The following is a 23291-nucleotide window of genomic DNA, read 5'->3' as shown; positions in this document are numbered from 1 at the left end:
ACAAGCAGGTTTCCGGGATCCGGACCGCCGCGCGGGCCCGGCGCGGCTCAGCTCTTGCCGCCGATCGCCGCGTACACGTTGATGTCCGCGTCCGTCACGTCGTTGATGTCGGCGTACCGGACCTTCTCGATGGGGTCGAGGCCCGCCAGGTACGACTCCTCCGGCTGCTCCGGCACCGGCGCCGCGTGGTCGGGCCGCCACCGGTGCGCCGGGACGACACCGGGCTCGGCGATCTTCAGCGCGTTGCCGGTGAAGAACCGCTCGACGTCCGCCCGGGACCGCAGCACGAAGGTGAACCCGCGCTCGGTGTACGTCCGCTGGACCGCGCGGATGTTCTCGGGGTTGAGGTCCTCGGTGAGGTGACTGAGCACCAGGCGGCTGCCGGCGGGCAGCGCCTCGACGAGCTCGCGCACGAGCGGGTACGCCTCCTCGTCCGCCACGAAGTGCAGGATGGCGACCAGGCACAGCGCGACCGGCTGGTCGAAGTCCAGCGTCTTGGCGGCCTGTTCGAGGATCCGCGCCGGCTCCCGCAGGTCGGCGTCGATGTAGTCCGTACGTCCCTCGGGGCCGCTGGTGAGCAGGGCGCGGGCGTGCGCGAGCACCACGGGGTCGTTGTCGACGTACACGACCCGCGACTCGGGCGCGATGCGCTGCGCGAGCTGGTGGACGTTCTCGGCGGTCGGCAGGCCGGTGCCGATGTCGAGGAACTGGCGGATCCCCTCGTCCTTCACCAGGGTGGTCACCGCGCGGCGCAGGAAGTCGCGGTTGTGCCGCACGTCGAGGTACCCGCGCGGGTTGGCGGCGAGCGCGGCGGCGGCCGCGTCCCGGTCCGCCGGGTAGTGGTCCTTGCCGCCGAGGAAGACGTCGTAGACGCGGGCGGGGTGCGCCCTGCTGCTGTCGATCCTCCTTCTCAGCTCGGCGGGGTCCTGACTGAGGGCGTCACCGGTCATGGGCGTCTCCCCTGGAGAGTCGGTGCGGTCGGCGAAGCGGCCAGTGGTTCAACAGGCAACCACATGGTGGGTCAACAACCTAACGGTTCGCGGTACTTGATGACTCCCACGACTTCAGGGTGCTTCCTTCCTCGACCCACTTGTCGCCGCCGAGCGGGAACTCGTACGCCGGACGCCCGTGGTTGCCGCTGGTACGGAAGGGCCGGCCGTCCGGCCGGACCTCCAGGGTGCCGCTGCGGGAACCGCTGGACCACTGCACGTCCACGACCCAGCTGACGTCGTAGGCGGAGGCGTCGGCCCTGATGTAGTAGACCTCCGGGTCGGACTCGGACACCTTGAACGGGCCGTTCTTCTCGCCCGCCTCGGGGACCAGCGCGGGACGCTGGGCGTCGAGGGCGACCGTGAAGGACCGGGTGGGGACGCCACCGCCGCAGCCCACCCCTGGGTGGCCCATCACGTAGTCGTTCCAGGCCAGCGGCGCGTGCCTGGCGACCACGCGGACGGACAGTTTCCGCACCACCACCGTCTCCTTGCCGGTGCCCTGGACGGTGAGCTCCACGTACTGCTCCCCCGACGGCACGGCACCGACGCGGGCCACCCAGGCGGGCGCGGTCTGCTCGTAGGGCGGCGGGGGCACCCGGTCCGGCGGCTGGTTGACGAGGTAGCGCTGGCCGCAGGCGCTCTCCCAGGCGTGCGGCTGTGCGGTCACCCGCAGCGGAGCGGCCTGGGCGTGCGGCTCGGTCCCGGCCGCACTGCCGCCCGCGCCGCTCCCGCCGTCCCCGCCGGCACGCGCACGCGCGGTGGCGGACGGCCCGGCCTGCGCCGCCGCCCGGTCCGGCCGCTTCCCCGACGCCTCCCCGGGCTTCTTCCCGGAGGCCTTCCCCGACCCGTGCGCAGAGGGGGAAGGGGCCGTGGACCGCAGCACGTCACCGCTGCCGCCGTCGGGCGACTCGGCGGCCCTGCTACGGCCGCCGCCGTCCGCTTCGCCGGAGGGCGGACTCATCGCCAGCGTGACCGCACCGACGACGGCGGCCACAGCGACCGCACCGACAGCGGCGATCCGACGCCGGGCACGCCTGCGGGCAGGCGACTGACGGGGCCCGGCCGTCCCGGGGGCCTCGGGCCCGGGCGTCCCGGGGGCCTCGGGCCCGGCCGTCCCGGGGGCCTCGGGCCCGGGTACGTCGGGCGGGTTGGGCCCGGCCACCCCCGGGTCGTTCAGTCCGGCCACTCCGGACTCGTTGAGCCCGGCCCTTCCGGGCTTCTCGCGGCCTGCCGGCCCGGGGTCATGGGCGCTGGCCGGCCCGGACTCGTTGAGCCCGGCCTTTCCGGGCTCCTCGCGGCCTGCCGGCCCGGGATCATGGGCGCCGGCCGGCCCGGACTCGTAGGGGTCGGCCCCCCGGAGGTCCTCGGGCCCGGCCACGCCGGGCCCGTCGCGGCCGGCCGACCCGGGGTCGTGGGGGCCGGCCACCCGGGACTGCTCAGGGCCGACTGCCCCGGGCTTCTCAGGCGTGGCCACCGGCCGTTCCTCGAGTCCGGCTGCCCCCGGCTCGTTGGGGTCGGCCCCCCGCAGTTTCTCGCGTCCGGCTGCCCCGGGCTCGTAAGGGTCGGCCCCCCGGAGGTCCTCGAGCCCGGCCACCCCGGGTTCCTCCGGCCCGGCCGCACCTGCCCCCTCGACCCCGGCCCTCCCGGCGGGGGACCCCGCCTGCGCGGCTCCCGCAGCAGGGGCCGGCCGGCGAGGCTCCGTCCCGGCGGTCTCACCCTCGACGGGCCGGGGCCCGGACGACGCCCCAGAGGCACCGGCCCCCTTCCGCCTGCGTACCGCGTCCGCCAGCACCCACCGGCGGTGCAGCTCGACCAGCTCGTCCCGGGACGCCTTGCACAGCCGCGCCAACCGCTCCACCGGCGCGTAATCCGTGGGCACGGCATCACCGTTGCAGTACCGGTGCAGCGTGGACGTGCTCATGTGCAGCCGGCGCGCCAGCGCCCCGTAGCTCAGTCCGGAACGTTCCTTCAACTCCCCCAGCAGCGCGGCGAAATCCTCCGCGGCAGTGCCCTCGGACACCGTTCCTCCACCCCCGTGTTCCGTTCCCCGTTCCAGGGGCTGGTCATCTCCCCTGGTCACAGCAGGTGCGGGCGTTCCAGCGTCCCTGAGGTGCCGCCGGCTGTGGCGGCCGGGACGGATTTCCGCACAAGCTCTGCCCATCCAAACACGCCGTTGTCGGCGCTCCGGTTGAGCGGCACGACTTCGGCTCTCTTCCCCACCGCCTTTGTCCGAAAGGAACACCGTCATGCGCACGCCCCGCACCGCCCGCCCCCGTACGGGCCTGTTCGCCGCCGCCACCGGCATCACCCTGGTCACCCTCGCCCTCACGGCGTGCCAGAACGGCACCGAACCACGGCCCGCGGGAGAGCCGAAGCAGTCCACCGCCTCGGCGCCCGCCACCCGGCCGGCCGGCGCGGACTCCCCACCGCCCGCCGGCACACCCGCCGAGACGCCGAAGGCGGACTCGGCCGGGAAGCGAAAGCCGGACGGCAGGTCGACCGGCGCAGGCACCGGCACAGGCACCGCCGCCCGCGACCCGCACGCCCCCGCCGGCCGCGTCCTGTGCAACGGCGCCAACACCACCGTCACGGCCCAGCCGGTCCGCCGCCCCCTCAACCACCTGCTGCTCACGGTGCGGAACACCGGCTCCAAGCCCTGCGACCTGACGTACTACCCGATCCTGCGCTTCGACCAGATGCAGTGGGTCCCGCAGCCGTTCAAGGAGTCCAAGCCCCAGGCGGTGACCACCCTCGGGCCCGGCGAGTCCGGCTACGCGGGCGTGCTGCTGTCGGCCGCCGACGGCAGCGGGGAGGGCGGTCTGACCGGCCGGAGGCTGACGGTCGGCTTCCAGGGCACCACCCCGAACAGCGACGGCGGCCCCGCCGCGACCCCGCCCCTGCCGGCCAAGGGCGTGTACTACGACAGCTCGATGTCGGTGACGTACTGGCAGACCAGCGCCGACGACGCGCTGGCCTACTGACCCAGCTTCTGGGCCACCTCGGTGGCCCAGTAGGTGAGGATGTTGCGCGCGCCGGCCCGCTTGATGCCGGTCAGCGACTCGAGGATCGCCAGGTCCCGGTCGATCCACCCCTTCTCGGCGGCGGCCTCGACCATCGCGTACTCCCCGGAGATCTGGTACGCCGCCACCGGCACGTCCACGGCGTCCGCGACCCGGGCGAGGATATCCAGGTAGGGCCCCGCCGGCTTCACCATCACCATGTCGGCCCCCTCCTCCAGGTCGAGGGCCAGCTCCCGCATCGACTCGCGCACGTTCGCCGGGTCCTGCTGGTACGTCCTGCGGTCGCCCCGCAGCGAGGAGGCGACGGCCTCCCGGAACGGCCCGTAGAAGGCGGAGGCGTACTTGGCGGTGTAGGCGAGGATGGCCACGTCCTGCCGCCCGATCCCGTCCAGGGCCTCGCGGACCACCCGGATCTGCCCGTCCATCATCCCGCTCGGCCCGACCACATGGGCACCGGCCTCGGCCTGCACCCGCGCCATCTCGGCGTACCGCTCCAGGGTGGCGTCGTTGTCGACCCGCCCCTGGGCGTCGAGCACTCCGCAGTGCCCGTGGTCGGTCGTCTCGTCCAGACAGAGGTCGGACATCACGAGCAGGTCGTCCCCGACCTCGGCGCGCACATCGCGGAGGGCGACCTGCAGGATCCCGTCCGGATCGGTCCCGGGCGTCCCGACGGCGTCCTTCTTGGACTCCTCCGGCACACCGAACAGCATGATCCCGGACACCCCGGCCGCCACCGCCTCCGCGGCCGCCTTCTTCAGGCTGTCCCGCGTGTGCTGCACGACCCCCGGCATCGACGCGATCGGCACCGGCTCGCTGATCCCCTCGCGCACGAAGGCCGGCAGGATCAGGTCGGCGGGGTGCAGCCGCGTCTCGGCGACCATCCGACGCATCGCGGGAGTACTCCGCAGCCGCCGCGGCCGCGCACCGGGGAAGGAACCGTACGTCGTCATACCCCTACGCTACGCCCGCCCCACCGGTCCCCATGCCGACGCGATGTCGGCGCAGCAGCCGCCCGGCGCACCCCCCGACCGCGCACGCGCATGCGCCGCCCACCCCCCAGGTCCATCCTGGAACCAAGGACCCCGACGGCCTCGCCCCCGCCCCGCCGCCGCAGTCGCTCCGTACGCCCCCACGGAGGACGCGATGCCCGCCACCCACCACACCCCCGACCTCTTCGCCCTCCAGGAGATCCGCGGTCCGGTCCTGCGCCCCGGCGAGGACGGCTACGCCGAGGAGGTCACCGGGTTCAACCTCGCCGCCCTGCACACCCCCGACATCGTCGTGGGGGCGACCGGCGCCGACGACGTCGTCGCCGCCCTGCGCTGGGCGTCGGCGACCGGCACCCCGGTCGCCGTCCAGGCCACCGGCCACGGCGCCAACTTCCCCATCGACCACGGCCTGCTGATCACCACCTCGCGCATGACCGGCGTGACGATCGACCCGGCCGCGCGCACCGCGACCGTCGCCGCCGGCGCGAAGTGGCGGCACGTCCTGGACGCCGCGGCCCCGCACGGGCTGGCCGCGCTCTGCGGCACCTCCACGGACGCGGGCGTGATCGGCTACACCCTCGGCGGCGGCCTGCCGGTGCTCGGCCGGACCTACGGCTACGCGGCCGACCTGGTCCGCTCCGTCCAGGTCGCCACCCCGGACGGCATGCTGCACGAGACGGACGACCGGCACGACCCCGAGCTCTTCTGGGCGCTGCGCGGCGGCAAGGGCAACGTGGGCGTCGTGACCTCGATGGTCTTCGACCTGCTCCCGGTACGCACGCTCCTCGGCGGCGGCGTCTACTGCCCCGGCGAGCACGCCGAAGCGCTGCTGAAGGCCTGGGCCGAGTGGACCCGGCGCGTTCCGGAGGAGATGTGCAGCGCCTACACGCTGCTGCGCCTGCCCCCCATCCCCCAGATCCCCGAGCCGCTGCGCGGCGGCTTCTGGGCCCGCGTCGCCGTCGCCTACACCGGCGACCCGACCGAGGGCGACAGCCTCCTCGCCCCGATCCGGGCGGCGGCTCCGGTGGCGGTCGACACGGTCGAGGAGATGCCGTACGCGGCACTGGACCGCATCCACCTGGAGCCGCAGGACCCGCTCCCGGCGCGGGAGGCCTGCGTGCTGCTGCGCGACCTGTCCCCCGCCGCCGTCCGGGCGTTCCTCGACCAGGTCGGCCCCGCGGTGCCCGACTGCCCCCTGCTGATGGCGGAGATCCGCCACATGGGCGGCGCGCTGTCCCGCCCGGCACGCGTGGCGGACGCGATCTGCGCCCGTGACGCGCGGTACTTCATCGACACGGTCGGCATCCTCGCCGCCCCGCCGGCCGCCGAGGCCGTCGAACAGGCCACGCGGTCCCTCTACGCCGCGATGGCCCCGTACAGCACCGGCCACACCATGGTCAACATCCACGGCACCCCCGGCGACGAAACCGACCGCGCCCGCGCCTGGACCCCGGAGGTCTACGACCGCCTACGCCACGACAAGGCCAGGTACGACCCCTCGAACCTGCTCCGCTTCGGCCACGCGGTGACTCCCGCATAGCCGACGCGGAACCGGCCGCTCAGCCGCGCGCCGCCGCACGGCTGGGCGCGGCGGCACCCCGCGCCACGGCATGCCGCAGCACGGCACCCCGCCGCACGGTCCCCCGCGGCACCGGCTAGGTCGTGGTCCGGCGGCGCCGGCCCCCCGGCCGCCGCTCACTCGGCCGGGTCACCGGCTCCCCCGCCTCCAGCGCCGCCAGTCTCCGCTTCATCCCGAAGTCGGCCAGCGCCTCGGCCAGCTTGTGCACGGACGGCTCGGGCGCCATGACGTCCACCCGCAGCCCGTGCTCCTCGGCCGTCTTGGCGGTGGCCGGGCCGATGCACGCGATCACGGTCACGTTGTGCGGCTTGCCGGCGATGCCCACCAGGTTCCGCACCGTGGACGACGACGTGAACAGCACGGCGTCGAACCCACCGCCCTTGATCGCCTCCCGGGTCTCCGCCGGCGGCGGCGAGGCCCGCACGGTCCGGTAGGCCGTGACGTCGTCGACCTCCCAGCCCAGCTCGATCAGCCCGGCGACCAGCGTCTCCGTGGCGATGTCGGCCCGCGGCAGGAACACCCGGTCGATCGGGTCGAAGACCGGGTCGTACGGCGGCCAGTCCTCCAGCAGCCCGGCCGCGCTCTGCTCCCCGCTCGGCACCAGGTCCGGCTTCACGCCGAAGGCGATCAGCGCCTTGGCGGTCTGCTCCCCGACCGCGGCGACCTTGATCCCCGCGAAGGCCCGGGCATCGAGCCCGTACTCCTCGAACTTCTCCCGCACGGCCCTGACCGCGTTCACCGAGGTGAAGGCGATCCACTCGTAGCGGCCCGTGACGAGCCCCTTGACGGCCCGCTCCATCTGCTGGGGCGTGCGCGGCGGCTCGACGGCGATGGTCGGCACCTCGTGCGGCACGGCCCCGTACGACCGCAGCTGGTCGGAGAGCGACGCCGCCTGCTCCTTGGTCCGGGGCACGAGGACCTTCCAGCCGAACAGCGGCTTGGACTCGAACCAGGACAACTGGTCGCGCTGGGCGGCTGCGCTGCGCTCACCGACCACGGCTATCACCGGCCGCCCGCCCTCCGGCGACGGCAGCACCTTGGCCTGCTTGAACGTCTGCGCGATGGTGCCGAGCGTGGCGGTCCAGGTGCGCTGCCGGGTCGTCGTACCGGCGACGGTGACCGTGATGGGCGTGTCGGGCTTGCGGCCGGCCGACACCAGCTCGCCGGCGGCCGCGGCCACCGAGTCGAGGGTCGTCGAGACGACGACCGTCCCGTCGGAGGCGCCCACCTCCGTCCAGCACCGGTCGGACGCGGTCCGCGCGTCCACGAACCGCACGTCGGTGCCGTGCGCGTCCCGCAGCGGCACCCCGGCGTACGCGGGCACGCCGACGGCGGTCGCGACGCCGGGCACCACCTCGAAGGGCACCCCGGCCCTGGCGCACGCCAGCATCTCGCCGGCGGCGTACGCGTCGAGCCCGGGGTCCCCGGACACCGCACGCACGACCCGCCTGCCGCCCCGCGCGGCCTCCATGACAAGATGTGCGGCATCCCGTACAGCGGGGACCGCAGGGGTGGTTGACGTGCCGTCAACCACCGTCAGCTGAGGCGTGCCCGTGCCCGGCAGCGGGTCCGACGAGGGACCGGCGTCCGTGTGCACCTCGGCGACGCCTTGCCTGGCGTGCTTGCGGACGACGTCGAGCACCTCGTGCTCGGCGACGAGGACGTCCGCGTGCGCCAGCGCCTCTACGGCGCGCAGTGTCAGCAGTCCCGGATCTCCGGGTCCGGCACCCAGGAAGGTGACGTGCCCGTGTTCAGGACCGGCGGCAGGAAGGGCGGTGGGGCTCAATGTGCTCGCTCCCCCATCAGACCGGCCGCGCCCTGGGCGAGCATCTCGGTGGCGAGTTCGCGACCGAGCGCCAGCGCCTGGTCGTGCGTCTGGGGCACGGGACCGGTGGTGGACAACTGCACCAGCGCGGTGCCGTCGGTGGTGCCGACGACGCCCCGCAGGCGCATTTCCTTGACAATCTGCCCGTCGGCGTCCCCCCGCTCGAGCGGAGCCGAGTGTGGGGGAAGGTCGGCCAGCGCACCCACGGGAGCGCTGCAGCCGGCCTCCAGGGCGGCGAGCAGGGACCGCTCGGCCGTCACGGCGGCCCGCGTGAGCGGGTCGTCGAGCGCGGCGAGCGCGGCGATCAGCTCCGCCTGGTCGGCGGCGCACTCGATCGCCAGGGCCCCCTGGCCGGGGGCGGGCAAAACCGTGTCGACCGACAGGAAGTCGGTCACCTCGTCGCTGCGGCCGATCCGGTTCAGCCCGGCGGCGGCCAGCACGACCGCGTCGAGTTCCCCGTCCCGCACGTACCCGATACGGGTGTCGACGTTCCCGCGTATCGCGACGGTCGCTATGTCCAGCCCGTGGGCGCGCGCGTACGCGTTCAGCTGCGCCATGCGGCGCGGCGAACCGGTGCCGATCCGCGCCCCGGGGGGCAGGTCGGTGAACTTCAGCGCGTCCCGCGCGACGATCACGTCCCGCGGGTCCTCGCGCTCCGGTATCGCGGCCAGGACCAGCTCGGCGGGCTGGGTGGTCGGCAGGTCCTTCAGCGAGTGCACCGCGAAGTCGACCTCACCGCGCAGCAGCGCCTCCCGCAGCGCGGTCACGAAGACGCCCGTGCCGCCGATCTGCGCGAGCGCCTCACGCGAGACATCGCCGTACGTGGTGATCTCGACGAGTTCGACGGGCCGCCCGGTCACCCGGCGTACGGCCTCCGCCACCTGCCCGGACTGGGCCATGGCGAGTCTGCTCCGCCTGGTGCCCAGCCGTAGAGGCTTGTCGTTCATGCCGGCCCTCGGTTCTTGTCGGTCGTGCTGTCCCCGGCCCGGGAGACGGCGGCCACCGTCTCGGGGTCGAGGTCGAACAGGGTCCGCAGCGCGTCCGCGTACCCGGCGCCGCCCGGCTCGGCCGCGAGCTGCTTGACCCGTACCGTCGGCGCGTGCAGCAGTTTGTCCACCACGCGCCGCACGGTCTGGGTGATCTCCGCGCGGTGTTTGTCGTCGAGGCCGGGCAGGCGGCCCTCCAGGCGAGCGATCTCGCTGGCGACCACGTCCGCGGCCATCGTGCGCAGCGCGACCACGGTGGGCGTGATGTGCGCGGCCCGCTGCGCCGCCCCGAAGGCCGCGACCTCATCGGAGACGATACGCCGGACGTGGTCCACATCGGCAGCCATCGGAGCCTCCGCGGAGGCTTCCGCGAGCGACTCGATGTCCACCAGCCGCACGCCGCCCAGCCGGTGCGCCGCCGCGTCGATGTCCCGGGGCATGGCGAGGTCCAGCAGGAACAGCACGGGCGCCGGACGCTGCGGCTCCTCGGCCGGTTCGGGCCGGCGCCGCTCGGGGATCCGGCCGGCGGTGGCGGCGGTCGCGGCGAGCGCGCTGATCAGCTCCGCGTCCGCCTCGGGCGTACGACGGGCCGCTTCGCGGCGGTCCACGGCACCGCCCGCGACCCACGCCGCGTGCTGCTCCAGCGTCGCGGCGTCCATGCCGGCCACGGCCGCCTCCCCCATGACGGAGAAGCCGGGCTGCACGGCGGACAGGTCCAGCGGGCAGCCCTCCTCGGTGCCGGCGGAGGTGGGCGGCAGCTGCTGCTCGCAGTCGGGATCCGCCGCGAAGGCGGCGGGCTCGCCGGTGCGGCCCTCCACCGCCGCCGCGACCGCCTCGGCCGTCAGCACCAGCCCGGTCGCCCCGGTGCACGAGACGACGACGTCGGCACGTGTCAGCTCGCCCGGCACCGACTCCATCGGTACCGCGCGGGCCAGCACGTCGGTGTCGTCGCCCTCGCTGAGTATCTCGGCGAGGCGCTCGGCACGGTCGTACGTGCGGTTGGCGATCACGATCTCGGCGACCCCGGCGCGCGCCAGCGTGGCCGCGGCCAGGGAGGACATCGACCCGGCGCCGATGACCAGGGCCTTGCGGCCCCGGGCCCACCGCTGGACGTCCGCGCCCTGGGCGAGCTGCTCCAGCCCGAAGGTGACCAGGGACTGCCCGGCCCGGTCGATGCCGGTCTCGGAGTGGGCGCGCTTGCCGACCCGCAGGGCCTGCTGGAACAGGTCGTTCAGCAGCCGCCCGGCGGTGTGCAGCTCCTGCGCCCGTGCCAGGGAGTCCTTGATCTGGCCGAGGATCTGGCCCTCGCCGACGACCATCGAGTCCAGGCCGCAGGCCACCGAGAACAGATGGTGGACGGCCCGGTCCTCGTAGTGCACGTAGAGATAGGGGGTGAGCTCCTCCAGGCCGACCCCGCTGTGCTGGGCGAGCAGCGTGGACAGCTCGGCGACACCGGCGTGGAACTTGTCCACGTCGGCGTACAGCTCGATGCGGTTGCAGGTGGCCAGCACGGCGGCCTCGGCGGCCGGTTCGGCGGCGACGGTGTCCTGGAGCAGCTTGACCTGCGCGTCCGCGCTCAGCGAGGCCCGCTCCAGCACGCTGACCGGGGCGCTGCGGTGGCTCAGACCGACGACGAGGAGGCTCATGCCGGCATCACGGCGGGCTTGTCCCCGTCGGGCCCCTGGTCGGCGGCGGTCTGCTTGCGGGGGGCGGCCGGGACGGCGGCGGCCTCGGCCGCGGCCTCCTCACCGGCCTTGCGCTGCTCGTGGAAGGCGAGGATCTGCAGCTCGATGGAGAGGTCGACCTTGCGGACGTCGACCCCGTCGGGGACGGACAGCACCGTCGGCGCGAAGTTCAGGATGGAGGTGACCCCGGCGGCCACCAGCCGGTCGGCGACCTGCTGGGCGGCCCCGGCCGGGGTGGCGATGACACCGATGGACACGCCGTTGTCCTGGATGATCTTTTCCAGGTCGTCGCTGTGCTGCACCGGTATCCCGGCGACGGGCTTGCCGGTGAGCGCCGGGTCGGCGTCGATGAGCGCGGCGACGCGGAAGCCGCGGGAGGCGAAACCGCCGTAGTTGGCGAGCGCGGCGCCGAGGTTGCCGATACCGACGATCACGACCGGCCAGTCCTGGGTGAGCCCCAGCTCGCGGGAGATCTGGTAGACGAGATACTCGACGTCGTAGCCGACCCCCCGGGTCCCGTAGGAGCCGAGGTAGGAGAAGTCCTTGCGCAGCTTGGCGGAGTTGACCCCCGCCGCGGCCGCGAGCTCCTCGGAGGAGACCGTGGGCACCGAGCGCTCCGACAACGCGGTCAGGGCGCGGAGGTACAGCGGAAGCCGGGCGACGGTGGCCTCGGGAATCCCTCGGCTGCGGGTCGCCGGTCGGTGAGTTCGGCCAGTTGCCACGGTGCTCCTGCGGGTAGAGCGGGGCTGTAGGCGGTCATACGTCCCTACGCGACCGCCCCGTCGAAAGCAGGCTATGTCTTTGTGAACGCGTGCACAAAGATGGTGTCCGATTTGCCCGGCCAAAGTGACCGGGGTCACGCGCCCCCGGCGCATACGCACGGAACCGGCGCACGAGCACCATCGTTCCTTTTCTTCTGGGGGCAAAACCGCACACTCTCCTTACGCATCCCGCCCCCGAGACCAAGCCGCCGTCGATCCTAAGCGACGTTCCGGCTGACTTGTACTGATCGGTCAGTCCGCGGACTCCCGGCCGGACCGCCCGCCCGGTCAGCCGGCCAGGGCCTTGCGCAGGCGCTCCTCGTTCACGCGCCAGAACGTGTGCTGTTCCCCGTCGACGAGGACGACGGGGATCTGCTCCCAGTACTGGTCGTGCAGTGCCGGGTCCTGGGTGATGTCCTTCTGCTCCCACCGGACACCGAGATCGCCGCACACCTTCTCGATCACCACCTGTGCGTCGTCGCACAGATGGCAGCCGGGCTTGCGGATCAGGGTGACGAGCCGGTCCTGCGGGGCCTTACGACGAAAGAGGGGACTCATGCCGGCCATTCTCGCGCGCCGGCGAAGGACGGGAACCCCTCCGGACGCCAGGCGGCACACCGGCCGCCCACGTTCTCGGCCCACGGCTTTGACGACACCGTCGAGAAGAGTTCACCACCTCCAAACCTCTCGACTCCGGAACCACCGAACAAACTGGCTATGCTCACGCCATGGCCGCTCTCGGATGGCTCACTCCCCGTAGGCGCTCCGCCACGGCGCGGAGCGTGTTGGCAGGCGAGGCCTCGGCGGAGGCCGCCCGCAAGTCCTCGCAGGAGGCTGCCGGTGGCGCCGAGGAACCGCAGTTCCCGGTCCACGGCGACGACAAGGCTGCCGCCTTCTTCGACCTGGACAACACCGTGATGCAGGGTGCCGCGCTGTTCCACTTCGGCCGGGGCCTGTACAAACGGAAGTTCTTCGAGACGCGCGACCTCCTGCGCTTCGCGTGGCAGCAGACGTGGTTCCGGCTGGCCGGGGTCGAGGACCCGGAACACATGCAGGAGGCGCGGGACTCGGCGCTGTCCATCGTCAAGGGCCACCGGGTCTGCGAGCTGCAGTCGATCGGCGAGGAGATCTACGACGAGTACATGGCCGAGCGGATCTGGCCGGGCACCCGGGCCCTGGCCGAGGCCCACCTGGACGCGGGCCAGAAGGTGTGGCTGGTGACCGCCGCCCCGGTGGAGATCGCCCAGGTCATCGCCCGGCGGCTGGGCCTGACCGGCGCGCTCGGCACGGTCGCGGAGTCGGTCGACGGCGTCTACACCGGCAAGCTGGTCGGCGAACCGCTGCACGGCCCCGCCAAGGCCGAGGCGGTCCGCGCCCTGGCCGCGGCGGAGGGCCTGGACCTCTCCCGCTGCGCGGCCTACAGCGACTCCCACAACGACATCCCGATGCTGTCGCTGGTCGGCCACCCGTACGCCATCAACCCGGACTCCAAACTGCGCAAGCACGCCCGCCAGATGGACTGGCGCCTGCGGGACTACCGCACGGGCCGCAAGGCGGCGAAGGTCGGCATCCCGGCGGCGGCGGGCGTGGGCGCGGTGGCCGGCGGCACCGCAGCGGCCATCGCCCTGCACCGCCGCCGCCGCTGAGCCCCGCCCGGCAACCGGTCATACCGGTCAACCGATCACCCCGGACCAACATCGCCACGCCCACGCCGAACCGGGCCAATCCAACTGGCGTACCCCCGCAACGCCCTGTCCAGTCCTGTTGGCTGCACACGGCCACAACCTGCCCCGACCCCATCCGCAATGCGAACGGTTCCGATCAATAACCGGTCACTGTCCGCACCTTGATCGGCCGTCAATCGGTTACGGAAGCGACGTAATCGATGATTTGAGCAACTCGGTGTAGCAGCGCCTGCACGAAGCGTTATTCTCCTCAGACGCAATCCGGTACCCCTCCGTCGCTACGACGGGTGAAAGGTCCCGTACTGCACGTGATGGAAGCTCTGCCTCTGGGAGTCCCGTGTACCCACACGTCGGGGTTGACGCCTCGGGCCTGGCTACGCTGCGCGCAACGGTCCTCGACCTGCTGCGCGGCTTCGTCCCCACCGCGTACGCCGTCCCCGCATTCGCCGCCGCCGCGCCCGCCGGCCCGTGCTACGCACTCGCCGAGGGCAGCGCCGCGGTGGGCAGACGAGGGCGCCCGTCCGGAGCGGCCACGACCCGCCGCCCCGCCGCGGACAGTGACAGCGCCCGCATGATGGACCTCGTCGAGCGCGCCCAGGCCGGCGAGGCCGACGCCTTCGGCCGGCTCTACGACCAGTACAGCGACACCGTGTACCGGTACATCTACTACCGGGTGGGGGGGAAGGCGACCGCCGAGGACCTCACGAGCGAGACCTTTCTGCGGGCCCTGCGCCGCATCGGCACCTTCACCTGGCAGGGCCGCGACTTCGGGGCCTGGCTCGTCACCATCGCCCGCAACCTGGTCGCCGACCACTTCAAGTCCAGCCGGTTCCGCCTCGAGGTGACCACCGGCGAGATGCTCGACGCCAACGAGGTCGAGCGCTCCCCCGAGGACTCCGTGCTGGAGCACCTCTCCAACGCCGCCCTGCTCGACGCCGTACGGCGGCTCAACCCCCAGCAGCAGGAGTGCGTGACGCTCCGCTTCCTCCAGGGCCTGTCCGTGGCGGAGACGGCCCGGGTGATGGGCAAGAACGAGGGCGCCATCAAGACCCTGCAGTACCGGGCCGTACGCACCCTCGCCCGGCTCCTCCCGGAAGACGCCCGCTGATCGGGCCTCACCCCCTGTGACGCTCAACTCACCTCACGTAAAAGCCGGTTGACTCCCGGAACCGATCAGCCGGTGTCCGTAACCCAAGTGCCGCGCCACTCGTTGTGCGGGATGCAGGCTCCCTGTGGTCACTCCCTGGCCGACTTCGATCACTCGATCGCGTGGATCCGGTCAGGGTGTGGAACCCTCAGGACCCCCTGGGGAGTCGACCGTCATACGAGAGGAGGTGCCGCCAGTGATCGCGAACGTATCGGCGCACCGGCGGGCGAACGCCTTCGCCCAGGCCCTGGAGGAGCAGTCCGATCGGGGCCCGGCGGCCGAGCAGTCCGAAGGATCGGCACCGGCCCCGGCCGCTGCGGAGCAGACCGAGCACACGCGCCTGCTGGCGCTCGCCTCCGGTCTCGACGCGCTGCCCAAGCCGGTGCTGGACCCGGAGGTCAAGGCCGTCCAGCGGGCGCAGCTGGTGGCCGCGTTCGAAGCCATGCTGCAGGAGGGCACCGCGGCGGGCGAGGCGGCGGATCCTTCGGTGCCCGAGCAGAGGTCCGCCCGGGCACGGGGCGCCCACCGGGCGAGCCCACTGGGCAAGCTCCGGCCGCGTTCCCGGCTGGTCAAGGGCCTCACCGCGGGCGGGCTCAGCGTCGGCGTGGCCGCGGGCGCCTTCGGCGGAGTCGCCGCCGCAAGTTCCGACGCCCTGCCCGGCGACACGCTCTACGGCCTCAAGCTCGGCATCGAGGACGTCAGACGCGGCCTGGCCGACGGGGACGACGAGCGGGGCCGGGCCTACCTCGACCAGGCCTCCACCCGGCTCAGCGAGGCCCGCCGGCTGATGGAGCGCGGCCGCGGCGGCTCCCTGGACCACGAGACCCTCGGCGAGATCCGCCGCGCCCTGTCCGGCATGCGGCACGACGCCGCGGAGGGCCACCGGCTGCTGCGCGAGGCCTACGAGCGCGACCCCGACTCGCTGGGCCCGCTGAAGACGCTCTCCGCGTTCTCCCACGCCCACCGCGGCGCCTGGGGAGCCCTGCGCGAGAAGCTGCCCGTCCAGCTCGGCGACGTCAGCGAGGAGGTGTCGTCGGTGTTCGACGCCATAGAAGAAGACGTCGCCCCGCTGGAGTCCCTGCTCCCCCAGCCCCCGGCCACAGGCGGCACAGAGGACCGGCGGCAGGGCTCATCCGGGTCGGCGTCCACCGACGCGTCCCCCACCGACCGCTCCCGCACCCCCGGTACGGGCAGCGGCGGCACCGACACGGGCAGTTCGGGCAGCGGCAGCCCCAGCCGGTCCGCCGGCTCCGGCAGCGACAGCGACGGGCTGCTCGGCGGCAACACCGGCGGCCTGCTCGACCCGCCGAAGGACAGCGACGCCGGCACCTCACCGTCCACGGGCGACACCACCCACACCCCGACCACCGCGCCGGACGTCACCCTCCCGCCGCTCCTCCCCGGCCTGCTGCCGGGCCTCGGGGGCATCGACGGCGCGACCCCGGACTAGACGGCGGCCCGCAGAGCCATAAGCCACAGGGGGCGCTCCTCACGCGAAGGAGCGCCCCCTGTGGTGTGCCGCCACACGGCTAGAAGAACACCGACCGGCGCTGCACCAGCAGCTTGTACAGCGTGTGCTGGATCTGCTCCCTGACCTGGTCGGTCAGGTTGAACATCAGCATCGGGTCCTCGGCCGCCTCCGGCGGATAGCTGTCCGTCGGGATCGGCTCGCCGAACTGGATCGTCCACTTGGTCGGCAGCGGGATCGCGCCCAGCGGACCGAGCCAGGGGAACGTCGGGGTGAGCGGGAAGTACGGGAAGCCCAGCAGGCGGGCCACGGTCTTGGCGTTGCCGATCATCGGGTAGATCTCCTCCGCCCCGACGATCGAGCAGGGGATGATCGGCGTCCCGGCGCGCAGGGCCGTGGAGACGAAGCCGCCACGGCCGAAGCGCTGCAACTTGTAGCGGTCCGCGAAGGGCTTGCCGAGGCCCTTGAAGCCCTCCGGCATCACCCCGACCAGCTCGCCCTGCTCCAGCAGCCGGGCCGCGTCCTCCGCGCACGCCAGGGTGTGACCGAGCTTGCGGGCCAGCTCGTTGACGACCGGCAGCATGAACACCAGGTCGGCGGCGAGCAGCCGCAGATGCCGGCCGGCCGGGTGGTGGTCGTGGACGGCGACCTGCATCATCAGGCCGTCCATCGGCAGCGTCCCGGAGTGGTTGGCGACGATCAGCGCCCCGCCCTCGGCCGGGATGTTCTCGACGCCCTTCACCTCGACCCGGAAGTACTTCTCGTACAGCGGGCGCAGCAGGGACATCAGGACCTGGTCGGTGAGTTCCTCGTCATAGCCGAAGTCGTCGACCTCGTAGTCCCCGGTGAGGCGGCGGCGCAGGAAGGCCAGGCCGCCCGCGATACGCCGTTCCAGGCCGCCCCCGGCCCCGGCGTCCCGGTGCCCGGACGGCGGCTGCTCCTCGGGTGTCACAGGAACATCATCCTGCGGAACGGCCCTGGTGGGCAGGGGCTGGACCTCGCGTACCGGCGCGGGCTCCGGGCCCGGGCGCCGGCTTGCCGTGCTCCGGCGCCGTGCGGGGCGCGCGGCGGCACCCCCGCGGGACCGGTCGTCGTCGAACGGAATGACCTTGGCGTCCGCCATCGTTGCTGCGCTCCTCAGTTGGCGCTCTGCGTCGGGGGGTGGCCGCCGCCCAGGGCGGGCAGCGCGGCGATCCGGTCGACGGCCCCCGCGAGGGCCTCCGGCGGCAGAAGTCCCGGGCCGCGGCTGCGCGCGAAGTCCGCGAACGTCTCCGCGGTGGTGTACTTCGGCTGGAATCCCAGCGTCTCGCGCATCTGGGTCGTGTCGACCACCCGGCCGTGGGTCAGCAGCCGGATCTGCTCCGGCGCGAAGTCCGTCATGCCCAGCGTACGCACCAGGGAGCCCGCCCAGGTGACCGCGGGCAGCAGCAGCGGCACGGTGGGGCGGCCCAGGCGCCGGGAGCACTGGGAGAGCGTCAGGACGCCGTCGCCGGCGATGTTGAAGGTGCCGCTGTTGAGGGTGCCCCGGCGCGGCTCGTGCGAGGCCAGGCGCAGCACTTCGATCACGTCGTCCTCGTGCACGAACTGCAGCCGCGGGTCGTAGCCGAACACGGTCGGCAGCGCCGGCAGCGAGAAGTACGAGGCGAGCGGCGTGTCCGCGGTGGGCCCGAGGATGTTGGCGAACCGCAGCACGCACACCGCGACGTCCGGCCGGCGCCGGGCGAAGCCGCGCACGTACCCCTCGACCTCGCAGGTGTCCTTCGCGAAGCCGCCGCTGGGCAGGGACTTGGGCGGCGTGGTCTCGGTGAAGACGGCCGGGTCGCGAGGCGCGGACCCGTACACGTTCGTGCTGGACTTCACCACGAGCCGTTTGACGGCCGGGGACTTCTGGCAGGCACCGAGCAGCTGCATGGTGCCGATGACGTTGGTCTCCTTCAGCGAGGCCCGGCTGCCGCTGCCCAGCGGGGTGCCGGTGACGTCCAGGTGGACGACCGTGTCGGCGCCCGACTCGGCGAGCACGCGCGCGATGGTCGGCTGCCGGATGTCGGCCTGGACGAAGTCCGCGCCGCCCAGGTGGTGCTCGGGCGGCACCGCGTCCACGGCGACGACCCGGTCCACGTCGGCATCACGCTGGATCCGCCGTACGAACCGGCCCCCCAGCTGGCGGGCCACTCCGGTCACGAGCACGACCTTGCCCAAGATCAGCGCCTTCCTTCCGGCCGCTTGCAGAACCTCGTATCCCGCCGCGTTCCCCTGTGGGGCCAACTTAGCGGTTCGGCGTCGCGCTGTGATGACCGCCCGCTGCCCCGGGTGACGCGTGCCGCTCCCGGATACACGTGTGGCCCCCCACCGGTGGTGGGGGGCCACAGCACGCTCTCGCGGTGCCGCGTCGCGAACTTACTTCTTGTTACGACGCTGCACACGCGTGCGCTTGAGCAGCTTGCGGTGCTTCTTCTTGGCCATCCGCTTGCGCCGCTTCTTGATAACAGAGCCCACGACTACCCTCGCTCACTTCTCATCACTCGGTTGTTTGGGCGCCATGGGCCCACACGACCTACGAGGGGCTAGCCTACCCAACCGAGCGCCGAGGTCGTAATCGAGGGTGCCGGTGAGACACACCGAGTGCCCTGAGCGGTCTCACCGGGTCGCCGTTCAGGCCGTTTCCACCCCCACGTAGCTCTCGCGGAGGTACTCGTGAACCGCTTGCTCGGGGACGCGGAAGGACCGCCCCACCCGGATCGCGGGCAGATGACCGCTGTGCACCAGCCGGTACACGGTCATCTTCGACACTCGCATCACCGAGGCGACTTCCGCCACGGTAAGGAACTGAACCTCGTTCAGAGGCCTCTCGCCAGCTGCAGCCATGACACACCTGAACCTTCCGCACTCGACGGCCACCGGCTTCCCCTTCCGGTGACTCTTCGTCGCTGCGTGCTCACTCCCCAGACTAGGGGCGGGTGATGCGAGTGGGGAAGAGGTGCACCCATCGGCGGCCTACTGTGACAGACACGCTCGATTGAGTACGTAGCGGGTCAGCGGCCGGTAGTAAGCAGACCGCACGCCGTCATCAAGTGGAACGACGACGGACACCGACCCCTCCGCCTCACCGACGAACGGCGCGGGGTCGTTCGTATCGGCCGGCCCGATGGCCTCGAACCCCAGCTGACCTGCTCCGCAGACCCATCCGTGGTCCCCGATCACCAGGTCCGGCAGCGGCCCGCCGGCCTCCGCCGCGGTGGCCAGCGCCACGCGAACCGGGAGGGGTGAGTGGGTGTGTGCGCCGGGCTCACAACCGGGGCGTTCGCCGCCTGGAGCCCGCATCAGCCCGACTCCTCGTACGTAGGCGAGCTGGTACGTACGTAGACCGAACCGGGTCGTTATGTCGACACAGCGACCCTGCGCCGGGGTGAGGACGGTACATCCCGCCGCCGACAGCGCGTCCGCCAAGGCGGCGTAGAAGCCGAGCAGCCTGTGGGGGTGTCCGGTGCCCAGCAGCACGTGGCCACGCCGTTCCGCCACGTCGGCGAGCCGCGCCGCGAAGGCGTCCAGGGCGACGAGCGTCCGCCCCGGGTCGATCACATCATGTCCGGAAATACGCCGAGGATCGGCCGAAACCCCACACCGATCCGCCATCAACTCGATCAGTTCCCGCTGCCGCCACGCCCCTTCCGGATCGATCCCGATGAGCACCCGGGGATCCCGGGCGGCGAAGAGCCGGTAGCTGCGCAGGCTCTCCTCCCGTGAGGTGGCCACCACCCCGGCGAGCCGAGCGGCCAGGAGGTGAGCGCGGAGGGCCTGGGGGGTGAGCACGGGGACGATGGTCGCCGAAGGGCGGGGGCAGGCGCCGGGAGAATCGGCGAACGCCAGCCGTCCGGCCTACCAGGTGGCTGCAGCCCGGGCCGGCCCGGCCGGACCGTCCCTGCCCGCCGCCGCCCCGCTCAGGCCAGCAACCCCCGCAGCGGGAACACCGCCTGCCGCGCCGCCCGCACCGCCTGGTCCAGCCGGTCGGCAGGGTCGTACCCCGCCTCCCAGGAGGCCCACGACACCGGCCACCGCCCGTCGGTCATCCGGGCCGGCGCCAACTGCCGGGTCCGGGCGAACACCTCCTGCCGCCACCCTTCGGGAATCATCGCCTCGGGCGCGATCTCCCGCCCCGCCGCGATCCCCACCAGGTGCGTCCAGGACCGCGGCACGACATCCACCACCGCGTATCCACCGCCGCCGAGCGCGACCCACTTGCCGTCCGCGTACGCGTGCGCCAGCTCGTGACAGGCCACCTGCACGGCCCGCTGGGCGTCCAGCGACACCGCCAGGTGCGCCAGCGGATCCTCGAAGTGCGTGTCGGCCCCGTGCTGCGTGACCAGCACCTGCGGCCGGAAGTCGGCGATCAGCTCCGGCACCACCGCGTGGAACGCGCGCAACCACCCCGCGTCGCCCGTGCCCGCCGGCAGGGCGACGTTCACCGCCGAGCCCTCCGCCGCCGGGCCGCCCGTCTCCTCCGGCCACCCGGTCTGCGGGAACAAGGTGCGGGGATGCTCGTGCAGCGAGATCGTCAGCACCCTCGGGTCGTCCCAGAAGGCCGCCTGCACGCCGTCCCCGTGGTGCACGTCGACGTCCACGTACGCGACCCGCTCGGCCCCCAGCTCCAGCAGCCGCGCGATGGCCAGCGACGCGTCGTTGTAGATGCAGAACCCGGACGCCCCGCCGGGCATCGCGTGGTGCAGCCCGCCCGCGAAGTTCACCGCGTGCTGCGCGTCCCCCCGCCACACGGCCTCCGCCGCCCCCACCGACTGCCCGGCGATCAGCGCGGACACCTGGTGCATCCCCGCGAACGCCGGATCGTCCATCGTCCCGAGCCCGTACGACTGGTCGGCCGCCCCCGGGTCCGCCGACGCGGCCTTCACCGCCTCGATGTAGTCCTCCCGGTGGACGAGCCGCAGCGTCGACTCCCCGGCCGCCCTGGCGGCGACCACCTCCACCTCCCCGTCCAGCCCGAAGGCGGTGACCAGTTGCCGGGTCAGGGCGAGCCGGACCGGGTCCATCGGATGGCCCGGACCGAAGTCATAGCCCGTTACTGCCTCGTCCCACATCAGCTGTGCGCGGCCGCTCATGCCCGCCACCGTATCGGTCCGGTTGAGCGGCGAACGACCGGGCGTACACGAGCGTCACCAGCACCAACACCATCGGTACGAGCATCGCCCCCCGGTAACTCCAGGTATCGCCCAGCGCGCCCACCAACGGCGAACCGATCAGGAACCCCACGTAGTTGAAGACGTTCAGCCGCGCCACGGCCGCGTCCGAGGCGCCCGGTCCGTACCGCTCCACGGCGAGCCGCCCGGCCGCCGCGAAGGTCTGCGGCACCAGGACGCACAGCCCCAGCCCGAGCAGGGTGAACCCGAGCATCCCGGCCCACGGCCCGGGCGCGCCGGCCACCACCGCGAACCCGGCCGCCGCCACCAGCGCCCCGCCCCGCACGACCGCCGCCGCCCCGAACCGCCGCACGCCGCGGTCGCCGATCGCCCGCCCGAGCAGCGTGGTGACCATGTAGACGTTGTACGGAACCGTCGCCAGCTGCTCCGAGCTGCCCAGCACGTCCTGGAGATACTTCGCGCTCCAATTGGAGACGGTCGAGTCGCCGATGTACGCGAACGACATCACCAGACACAGCGGCAACAGCCACCGGAACCCGGCGCCCCCGGCCCCGCCGGCCTCCGCCGCGCCGCCCGGGCTGGTCTCCCCGCCCCCGTCGACGTACCACCGGCTCCCTGCCAGAGCGGCCGGCAGCAGCACCAGGACGACCGGCAGGTACGACACCCACAACGCCAGATGCCAGTGCGCCCCGGCCCACGCCAGCGAGGCCCCCGCGATCCCGCCCAGGCTGTACGCCGCGTGGAAACTGAGCATGATGCTCCGCCCGTACGCCCGTTGCAGGCTCACCCCGAGCATGTTCATCGAGGCGTCCAGGGCGCCGACGGCCAGCCCGAACGCGGCCAGCGCCACGCCCAGCTCGGCCATCCGCTCCCCCGCCCCGACCCCGAGCAGCGCCAGGAGCACCACGGGCTGCGACCACCGCAGCACCCGGCTGGGCGGCACCCGTCTCACCAGCCGCTCGGTCAGTACGCTCCCGGCCCCGGCCAGGACGGGCACCGCGGCCAGGAACGCGGGGAGCAGGGCGTCGGAGACGCCGTACCGGTCCTGGATGGCCGGAATACGCGTCACGAGCAGCGCGAAGGCCACGCCCTGCGCGAGGAAGCTGAACGCCAGCGCCGCTCGACCGCGCCGCAGCTCGGCCGGCGGCCCGGCCATCCCGTCTGTCATGGCGGCACAGCGTAGGGCCCCGGCCTACTCGTGGGTAGAGGAAGGTGAATTCTCCTCAGCTTCCGGGGCTTCTGGTCGGCTCCGGGTCAGTTCTTGAGGAGGGCGGCCAGGTCCGCCATGTCGGAGAAGAGCCCGGTGGCCCCGGCGAGCCGCGCCGCGGGCGTCATCGCCGTATACCCGTAGACGTCCATGCCGGCCGCGAGCGCCGCCTGGACCCCGAGCGGGCTGTCCTCCACGACGACACACCGCTCGGGCACGACCCCCATGACGGAGGCGGCGTGCAGGAACAGGTCGGGGGCCGGCTTGCCCCGCCCGACGTCCTCGGCGCTGAAGACCCGCCCCTGCTCGAACCACCGGTCGAGCCCGGTCGTCCGGTGCCCGAACCGGATCCGGGCATGCCGCGAGGAGGAGGCCACACAGTACGCCACGCCCCCGTCCCGCAGCCCGCCGAGCACCTCGGCGACCCCGGCCACCGGCCGCAGCTCCCGCTCGAACGCGGCCAGGGTCCGCGCCAGCAGCTCCTCGTCGAACTCCGCCGGCAGCTCCGCTCCGTGCCGCTCCCGGACCGTGTCGTGGATCCGCTGCACGGACCCGCCCATGAAGTCGCGTATGGAGTCCTCGTACGAGGTGGGATAGCCCAGCTCGGTCAGATACGCGGCCAGTACGGCGTTGGCGAGGGGCTCGCTGTCGACGAGCACCCCGTCGTTGTCGAAGATGACGAGGTCGTAGCGCATGACTCAGACCCTAAACGCAGAAAACCCCGCATCACATGGATGCGGGGTTTTCCCAAGAATTGTTCGGCGGCGTCCTACTCTCCCACAGGGTCCCCCCTGCAG

21 protein-coding genes are annotated in these 23291 nt (G+C 72.9%); 5 read left to right on the top strand and 16 right to left on the bottom strand.

The genetic code is table 11. The features are described 5' to 3' along the window. Positions 1 to 47: 47 nt before the first annotated feature. Together AB0K80_RS17270 and AB0K80_RS17265 are read right to left on the bottom strand one after the other, a co-directional pair. The gene (locus AB0K80_RS17270; protein ID WP_365670350.1) at positions 48 to 950 is read right to left on the bottom strand and encodes an SAM-dependent methyltransferase; all 903 of its coding nucleotides are present in this window, start codon (positions 948 to 950) and stop codon (positions 48 to 50) included. 79 nt (positions 951 to 1029) lie between these two features. Next, the gene (locus AB0K80_RS17265) at positions 1030 to 3012 is read right to left on the bottom strand and encodes a helix-turn-helix domain-containing protein (protein WP_365670349.1); all 1983 of its coding nucleotides are present in this window, start codon (positions 3010 to 3012) and stop codon (positions 1030 to 1032) included. A gap of 226 nt (positions 3013 to 3238) precedes the next feature. Between AB0K80_RS17265 and AB0K80_RS17260 the strand changes: the two genes are divergently transcribed. Further along, complete coding sequence (locus tag AB0K80_RS17260; protein ID WP_365670347.1) at positions 3239 to 3973, top strand: DUF4232 domain-containing protein; 735 nt, start codon at positions 3239 to 3241, stop codon at positions 3971 to 3973. On the opposite strand, the gene hemB is transcribed toward AB0K80_RS17260, so the two are convergent. Next, complete coding sequence (hemB, locus tag AB0K80_RS17255; RefSeq protein WP_365670345.1) at positions 3967 to 4962, bottom strand: porphobilinogen synthase; 996 nt, start codon at positions 4960 to 4962, stop codon at positions 3967 to 3969. The genes AB0K80_RS17260 and hemB overlap by 7 nt on opposite strands. Positions 4963 to 5155: 193 nt before the next feature. On the opposite strand from hemB, the gene AB0K80_RS17250 reads away from it, so the two are divergent. Further along, entirely contained in the window at positions 5156 to 6541 is a 1386-nt protein-coding gene (locus tag AB0K80_RS17250; protein ID WP_365670342.1) for an FAD-binding oxidoreductase, read from the top strand. Positions 6542 to 6656: 115 nt separating this feature from the next. Here AB0K80_RS17250 and AB0K80_RS17245 read toward each other — a convergent pair whose 3' ends face one another. From AB0K80_RS17245 to AB0K80_RS17225, 5 genes are all read right to left on the bottom strand, one after another. Further along, on the bottom strand, positions 6657 to 8366 hold the full coding sequence (locus AB0K80_RS17245) for a bifunctional uroporphyrinogen-III C-methyltransferase/uroporphyrinogen-III synthase (protein ID WP_365670341.1): 1710 nt from the start codon (positions 8364 to 8366) through the stop codon (positions 6657 to 6659). After that, entirely contained in the window at positions 8363 to 9352 is a 990-nt protein-coding gene (hemC, locus tag AB0K80_RS17240; protein ID WP_365670339.1) for a hydroxymethylbilane synthase, read from the bottom strand. The genes AB0K80_RS17245 and hemC overlap by 4 nt, the downstream gene beginning before the upstream one ends. Then, positions 9349 to 11037, bottom strand: a complete 1689-nt coding sequence (locus tag AB0K80_RS17235) for a glutamyl-tRNA reductase (protein WP_365670337.1) — start codon at positions 11035 to 11037, stop codon at positions 9349 to 9351. The genes hemC and AB0K80_RS17235 overlap by 4 nt, the downstream gene beginning before the upstream one ends. Further along, a complete protein-coding gene (locus tag AB0K80_RS17230) occupies positions 11034 to 11798 on the bottom strand; it encodes a redox-sensing transcriptional repressor Rex (protein ID WP_365670335.1) in 765 nt (254 codons plus the stop codon). The genes AB0K80_RS17235 and AB0K80_RS17230 overlap by 4 nt, the downstream gene beginning before the upstream one ends. A gap of 327 nt (positions 11799 to 12125) precedes the next feature. Further along, positions 12126 to 12395, bottom strand: coding sequence for a glutaredoxin family protein (locus AB0K80_RS17225; RefSeq protein ID WP_365670333.1), 270 nt, complete (start codon positions 12393 to 12395; stop codon positions 12126 to 12128). Positions 12396 to 12565: 170 nt separating this feature from the next. On the opposite strand from AB0K80_RS17225, the gene AB0K80_RS17220 reads away from it, so the two are divergent. The 3 genes from AB0K80_RS17220 (at position 12566) to AB0K80_RS17210 (ending at position 16119) form a co-directional block, all read left to right on the top strand. Further along, a complete protein-coding gene (locus AB0K80_RS17220; RefSeq protein WP_365670331.1) occupies positions 12566 to 13483 on the top strand; it encodes an HAD-IB family hydrolase in 918 nt (305 codons plus the stop codon). Positions 13484 to 13859: 376 nt separating this feature from the next. Then, positions 13860 to 14630, top strand: coding sequence for an ECF subfamily RNA polymerase sigma factor, BldN family (locus tag AB0K80_RS17215; protein ID WP_365670329.1), 771 nt, complete (start codon positions 13860 to 13862; stop codon positions 14628 to 14630). A gap of 235 nt (positions 14631 to 14865) precedes the next feature. Beyond that, positions 14866 to 16119, top strand: a complete 1254-nt coding sequence (locus tag AB0K80_RS17210) for a DUF5667 domain-containing protein (protein ID WP_365670327.1) — start codon at positions 14866 to 14868, stop codon at positions 16117 to 16119. A gap of 79 nt (positions 16120 to 16198) precedes the next feature. Here the strand turns inward: AB0K80_RS17210 and AB0K80_RS17205 are convergent, their stop codons facing one another. The 8 genes from AB0K80_RS17205 to AB0K80_RS17170 all read right to left on the bottom strand — a co-directional run bounded on the left by AB0K80_RS17205 (position 16199) and on the right by AB0K80_RS17170 (position 23189). Further along, positions 16199 to 17260 (bottom strand): lysophospholipid acyltransferase family protein, encoded by a 1062-nt coding sequence (locus tag AB0K80_RS17205; protein ID WP_365670325.1) that lies wholly within the window; start codon positions 17258 to 17260, stop codon positions 16199 to 16201. 14 nt (positions 17261 to 17274) lie between these two features. Beyond that, positions 17275 to 18336, bottom strand: coding sequence for an NAD-dependent epimerase/dehydratase family protein (locus tag AB0K80_RS17200; RefSeq protein WP_365670323.1), 1062 nt, complete (start codon positions 18334 to 18336; stop codon positions 17275 to 17277). Positions 18337 to 18534: 198 nt separating this feature from the next. Continuing rightward, positions 18535 to 18633, bottom strand: a complete 99-nt coding sequence (locus tag AB0K80_RS17195) for an AURKAIP1/COX24 domain-containing protein (protein ID WP_003948845.1) — start codon at positions 18631 to 18633, stop codon at positions 18535 to 18537. A gap of 156 nt (positions 18634 to 18789) precedes the next feature. After that, positions 18790 to 19002: a helix-turn-helix domain-containing protein gene (locus tag AB0K80_RS17190; RefSeq protein ID WP_004984898.1), complete on the bottom strand. Its 213-nt coding sequence runs from the start codon at positions 19000 to 19002 to the stop codon at positions 18790 to 18792. Positions 19003 to 19131: 129 nt separating this feature from the next. Continuing rightward, positions 19132 to 19947, bottom strand: a complete 816-nt coding sequence (locus tag AB0K80_RS17185; protein WP_365670321.1) for a phosphatase — start codon at positions 19945 to 19947, stop codon at positions 19132 to 19134. A 128-nt stretch (positions 19948 to 20075) separates the two neighbouring features. Continuing rightward, positions 20076 to 21248, bottom strand: coding sequence for an acetoin utilization protein AcuC (locus AB0K80_RS17180; RefSeq protein ID WP_365670319.1), 1173 nt, complete (start codon positions 21246 to 21248; stop codon positions 20076 to 20078). After that, positions 21199 to 22455, bottom strand: coding sequence for an MFS transporter (locus tag AB0K80_RS17175; RefSeq protein ID WP_365670317.1), 1257 nt, complete (start codon positions 22453 to 22455; stop codon positions 21199 to 21201). The genes AB0K80_RS17180 and AB0K80_RS17175 overlap by 50 nt, the downstream gene beginning before the upstream one ends. 86 nt (positions 22456 to 22541) lie before the next feature. Continuing rightward, the gene (locus AB0K80_RS17170) at positions 22542 to 23189 is read right to left on the bottom strand and encodes an HAD family hydrolase (RefSeq protein ID WP_365670315.1); all 648 of its coding nucleotides are present in this window, start codon (positions 23187 to 23189) and stop codon (positions 22542 to 22544) included. Between the last annotated feature and the right edge of the window lie 102 nt (positions 23190 to 23291).

The organism is Streptomyces sp. NPDC052682 (genome assembly GCF_040678435.1).
Classification (GTDB): domain Bacteria; phylum Actinomycetota; class Actinomycetes; order Streptomycetales; family Streptomycetaceae; genus Streptomyces.
Note: the sequence above shows the minus strand (reverse complement) of the source record. Positions and strands in the feature narration are given on the sequence as shown.

Excerpts from the sequence above, each read along its gene's own strand:
- AB0K80_RS17270 (WP_365670350.1), bottom strand. The coding sequence starts at position 950 with ATGACCGGTGACGCCCTCAGTCAGGACCCCGCCGAGCTGAGAAGGAGG.
- AB0K80_RS17260 (WP_365670347.1), top strand. The coding sequence starts at position 3,239 with ATGCGCACGCCCCGCACCGCCCGCCCCCGTACGGGCCTGTTCGCCGCC.
- hemB (WP_365670345.1), bottom strand. The coding sequence starts at position 4,962 with ATGACGACGTACGGTTCCTTCCCCGGTGCGCGGCCGCGGCGGCTGCGG.
- AB0K80_RS17250 (WP_365670342.1), top strand. The coding sequence starts at position 5,156 with ATGCCCGCCACCCACCACACCCCCGACCTCTTCGCCCTCCAGGAGATC.
- hemC (WP_365670339.1), bottom strand. The coding sequence starts at position 9,352 with ATGAACGACAAGCCTCTACGGCTGGGCACCAGGCGGAGCAGACTCGCC.
- AB0K80_RS17235 (WP_365670337.1), bottom strand. The coding sequence starts at position 11,037 with ATGAGCCTCCTCGTCGTCGGTCTGAGCCACCGCAGCGCCCCGGTCAGC.
- AB0K80_RS17225 (WP_365670333.1), bottom strand. The coding sequence starts at position 12,395 with ATGAGTCCCCTCTTTCGTCGTAAGGCCCCGCAGGACCGGCTCGTCACC.
- AB0K80_RS17220 (WP_365670331.1), top strand. The coding sequence starts at position 12,566 with ATGGCCGCTCTCGGATGGCTCACTCCCCGTAGGCGCTCCGCCACGGCG.
- AB0K80_RS17205 (WP_365670325.1), bottom strand. The coding sequence starts at position 17,260 with ATGGCGGACGCCAAGGTCATTCCGTTCGACGACGACCGGTCCCGCGGG.
- AB0K80_RS17190 (WP_004984898.1), bottom strand. The coding sequence starts at position 19,002 with ATGGCTGCAGCTGGCGAGAGGCCTCTGAACGAGGTTCAGTTCCTTACC.
- AB0K80_RS17180 (WP_365670319.1), bottom strand. The coding sequence starts at position 21,248 with ATGAGCGGCCGCGCACAGCTGATGTGGGACGAGGCAGTAACGGGCTAT.
- AB0K80_RS17175 (WP_365670317.1), bottom strand. The coding sequence starts at position 22,455 with ATGACAGACGGGATGGCCGGGCCGCCGGCCGAGCTGCGGCGCGGTCGA.
- AB0K80_RS17170 (WP_365670315.1), bottom strand. The coding sequence starts at position 23,189 with ATGCGCTACGACCTCGTCATCTTCGACAACGACGGGGTGCTCGTCGAC.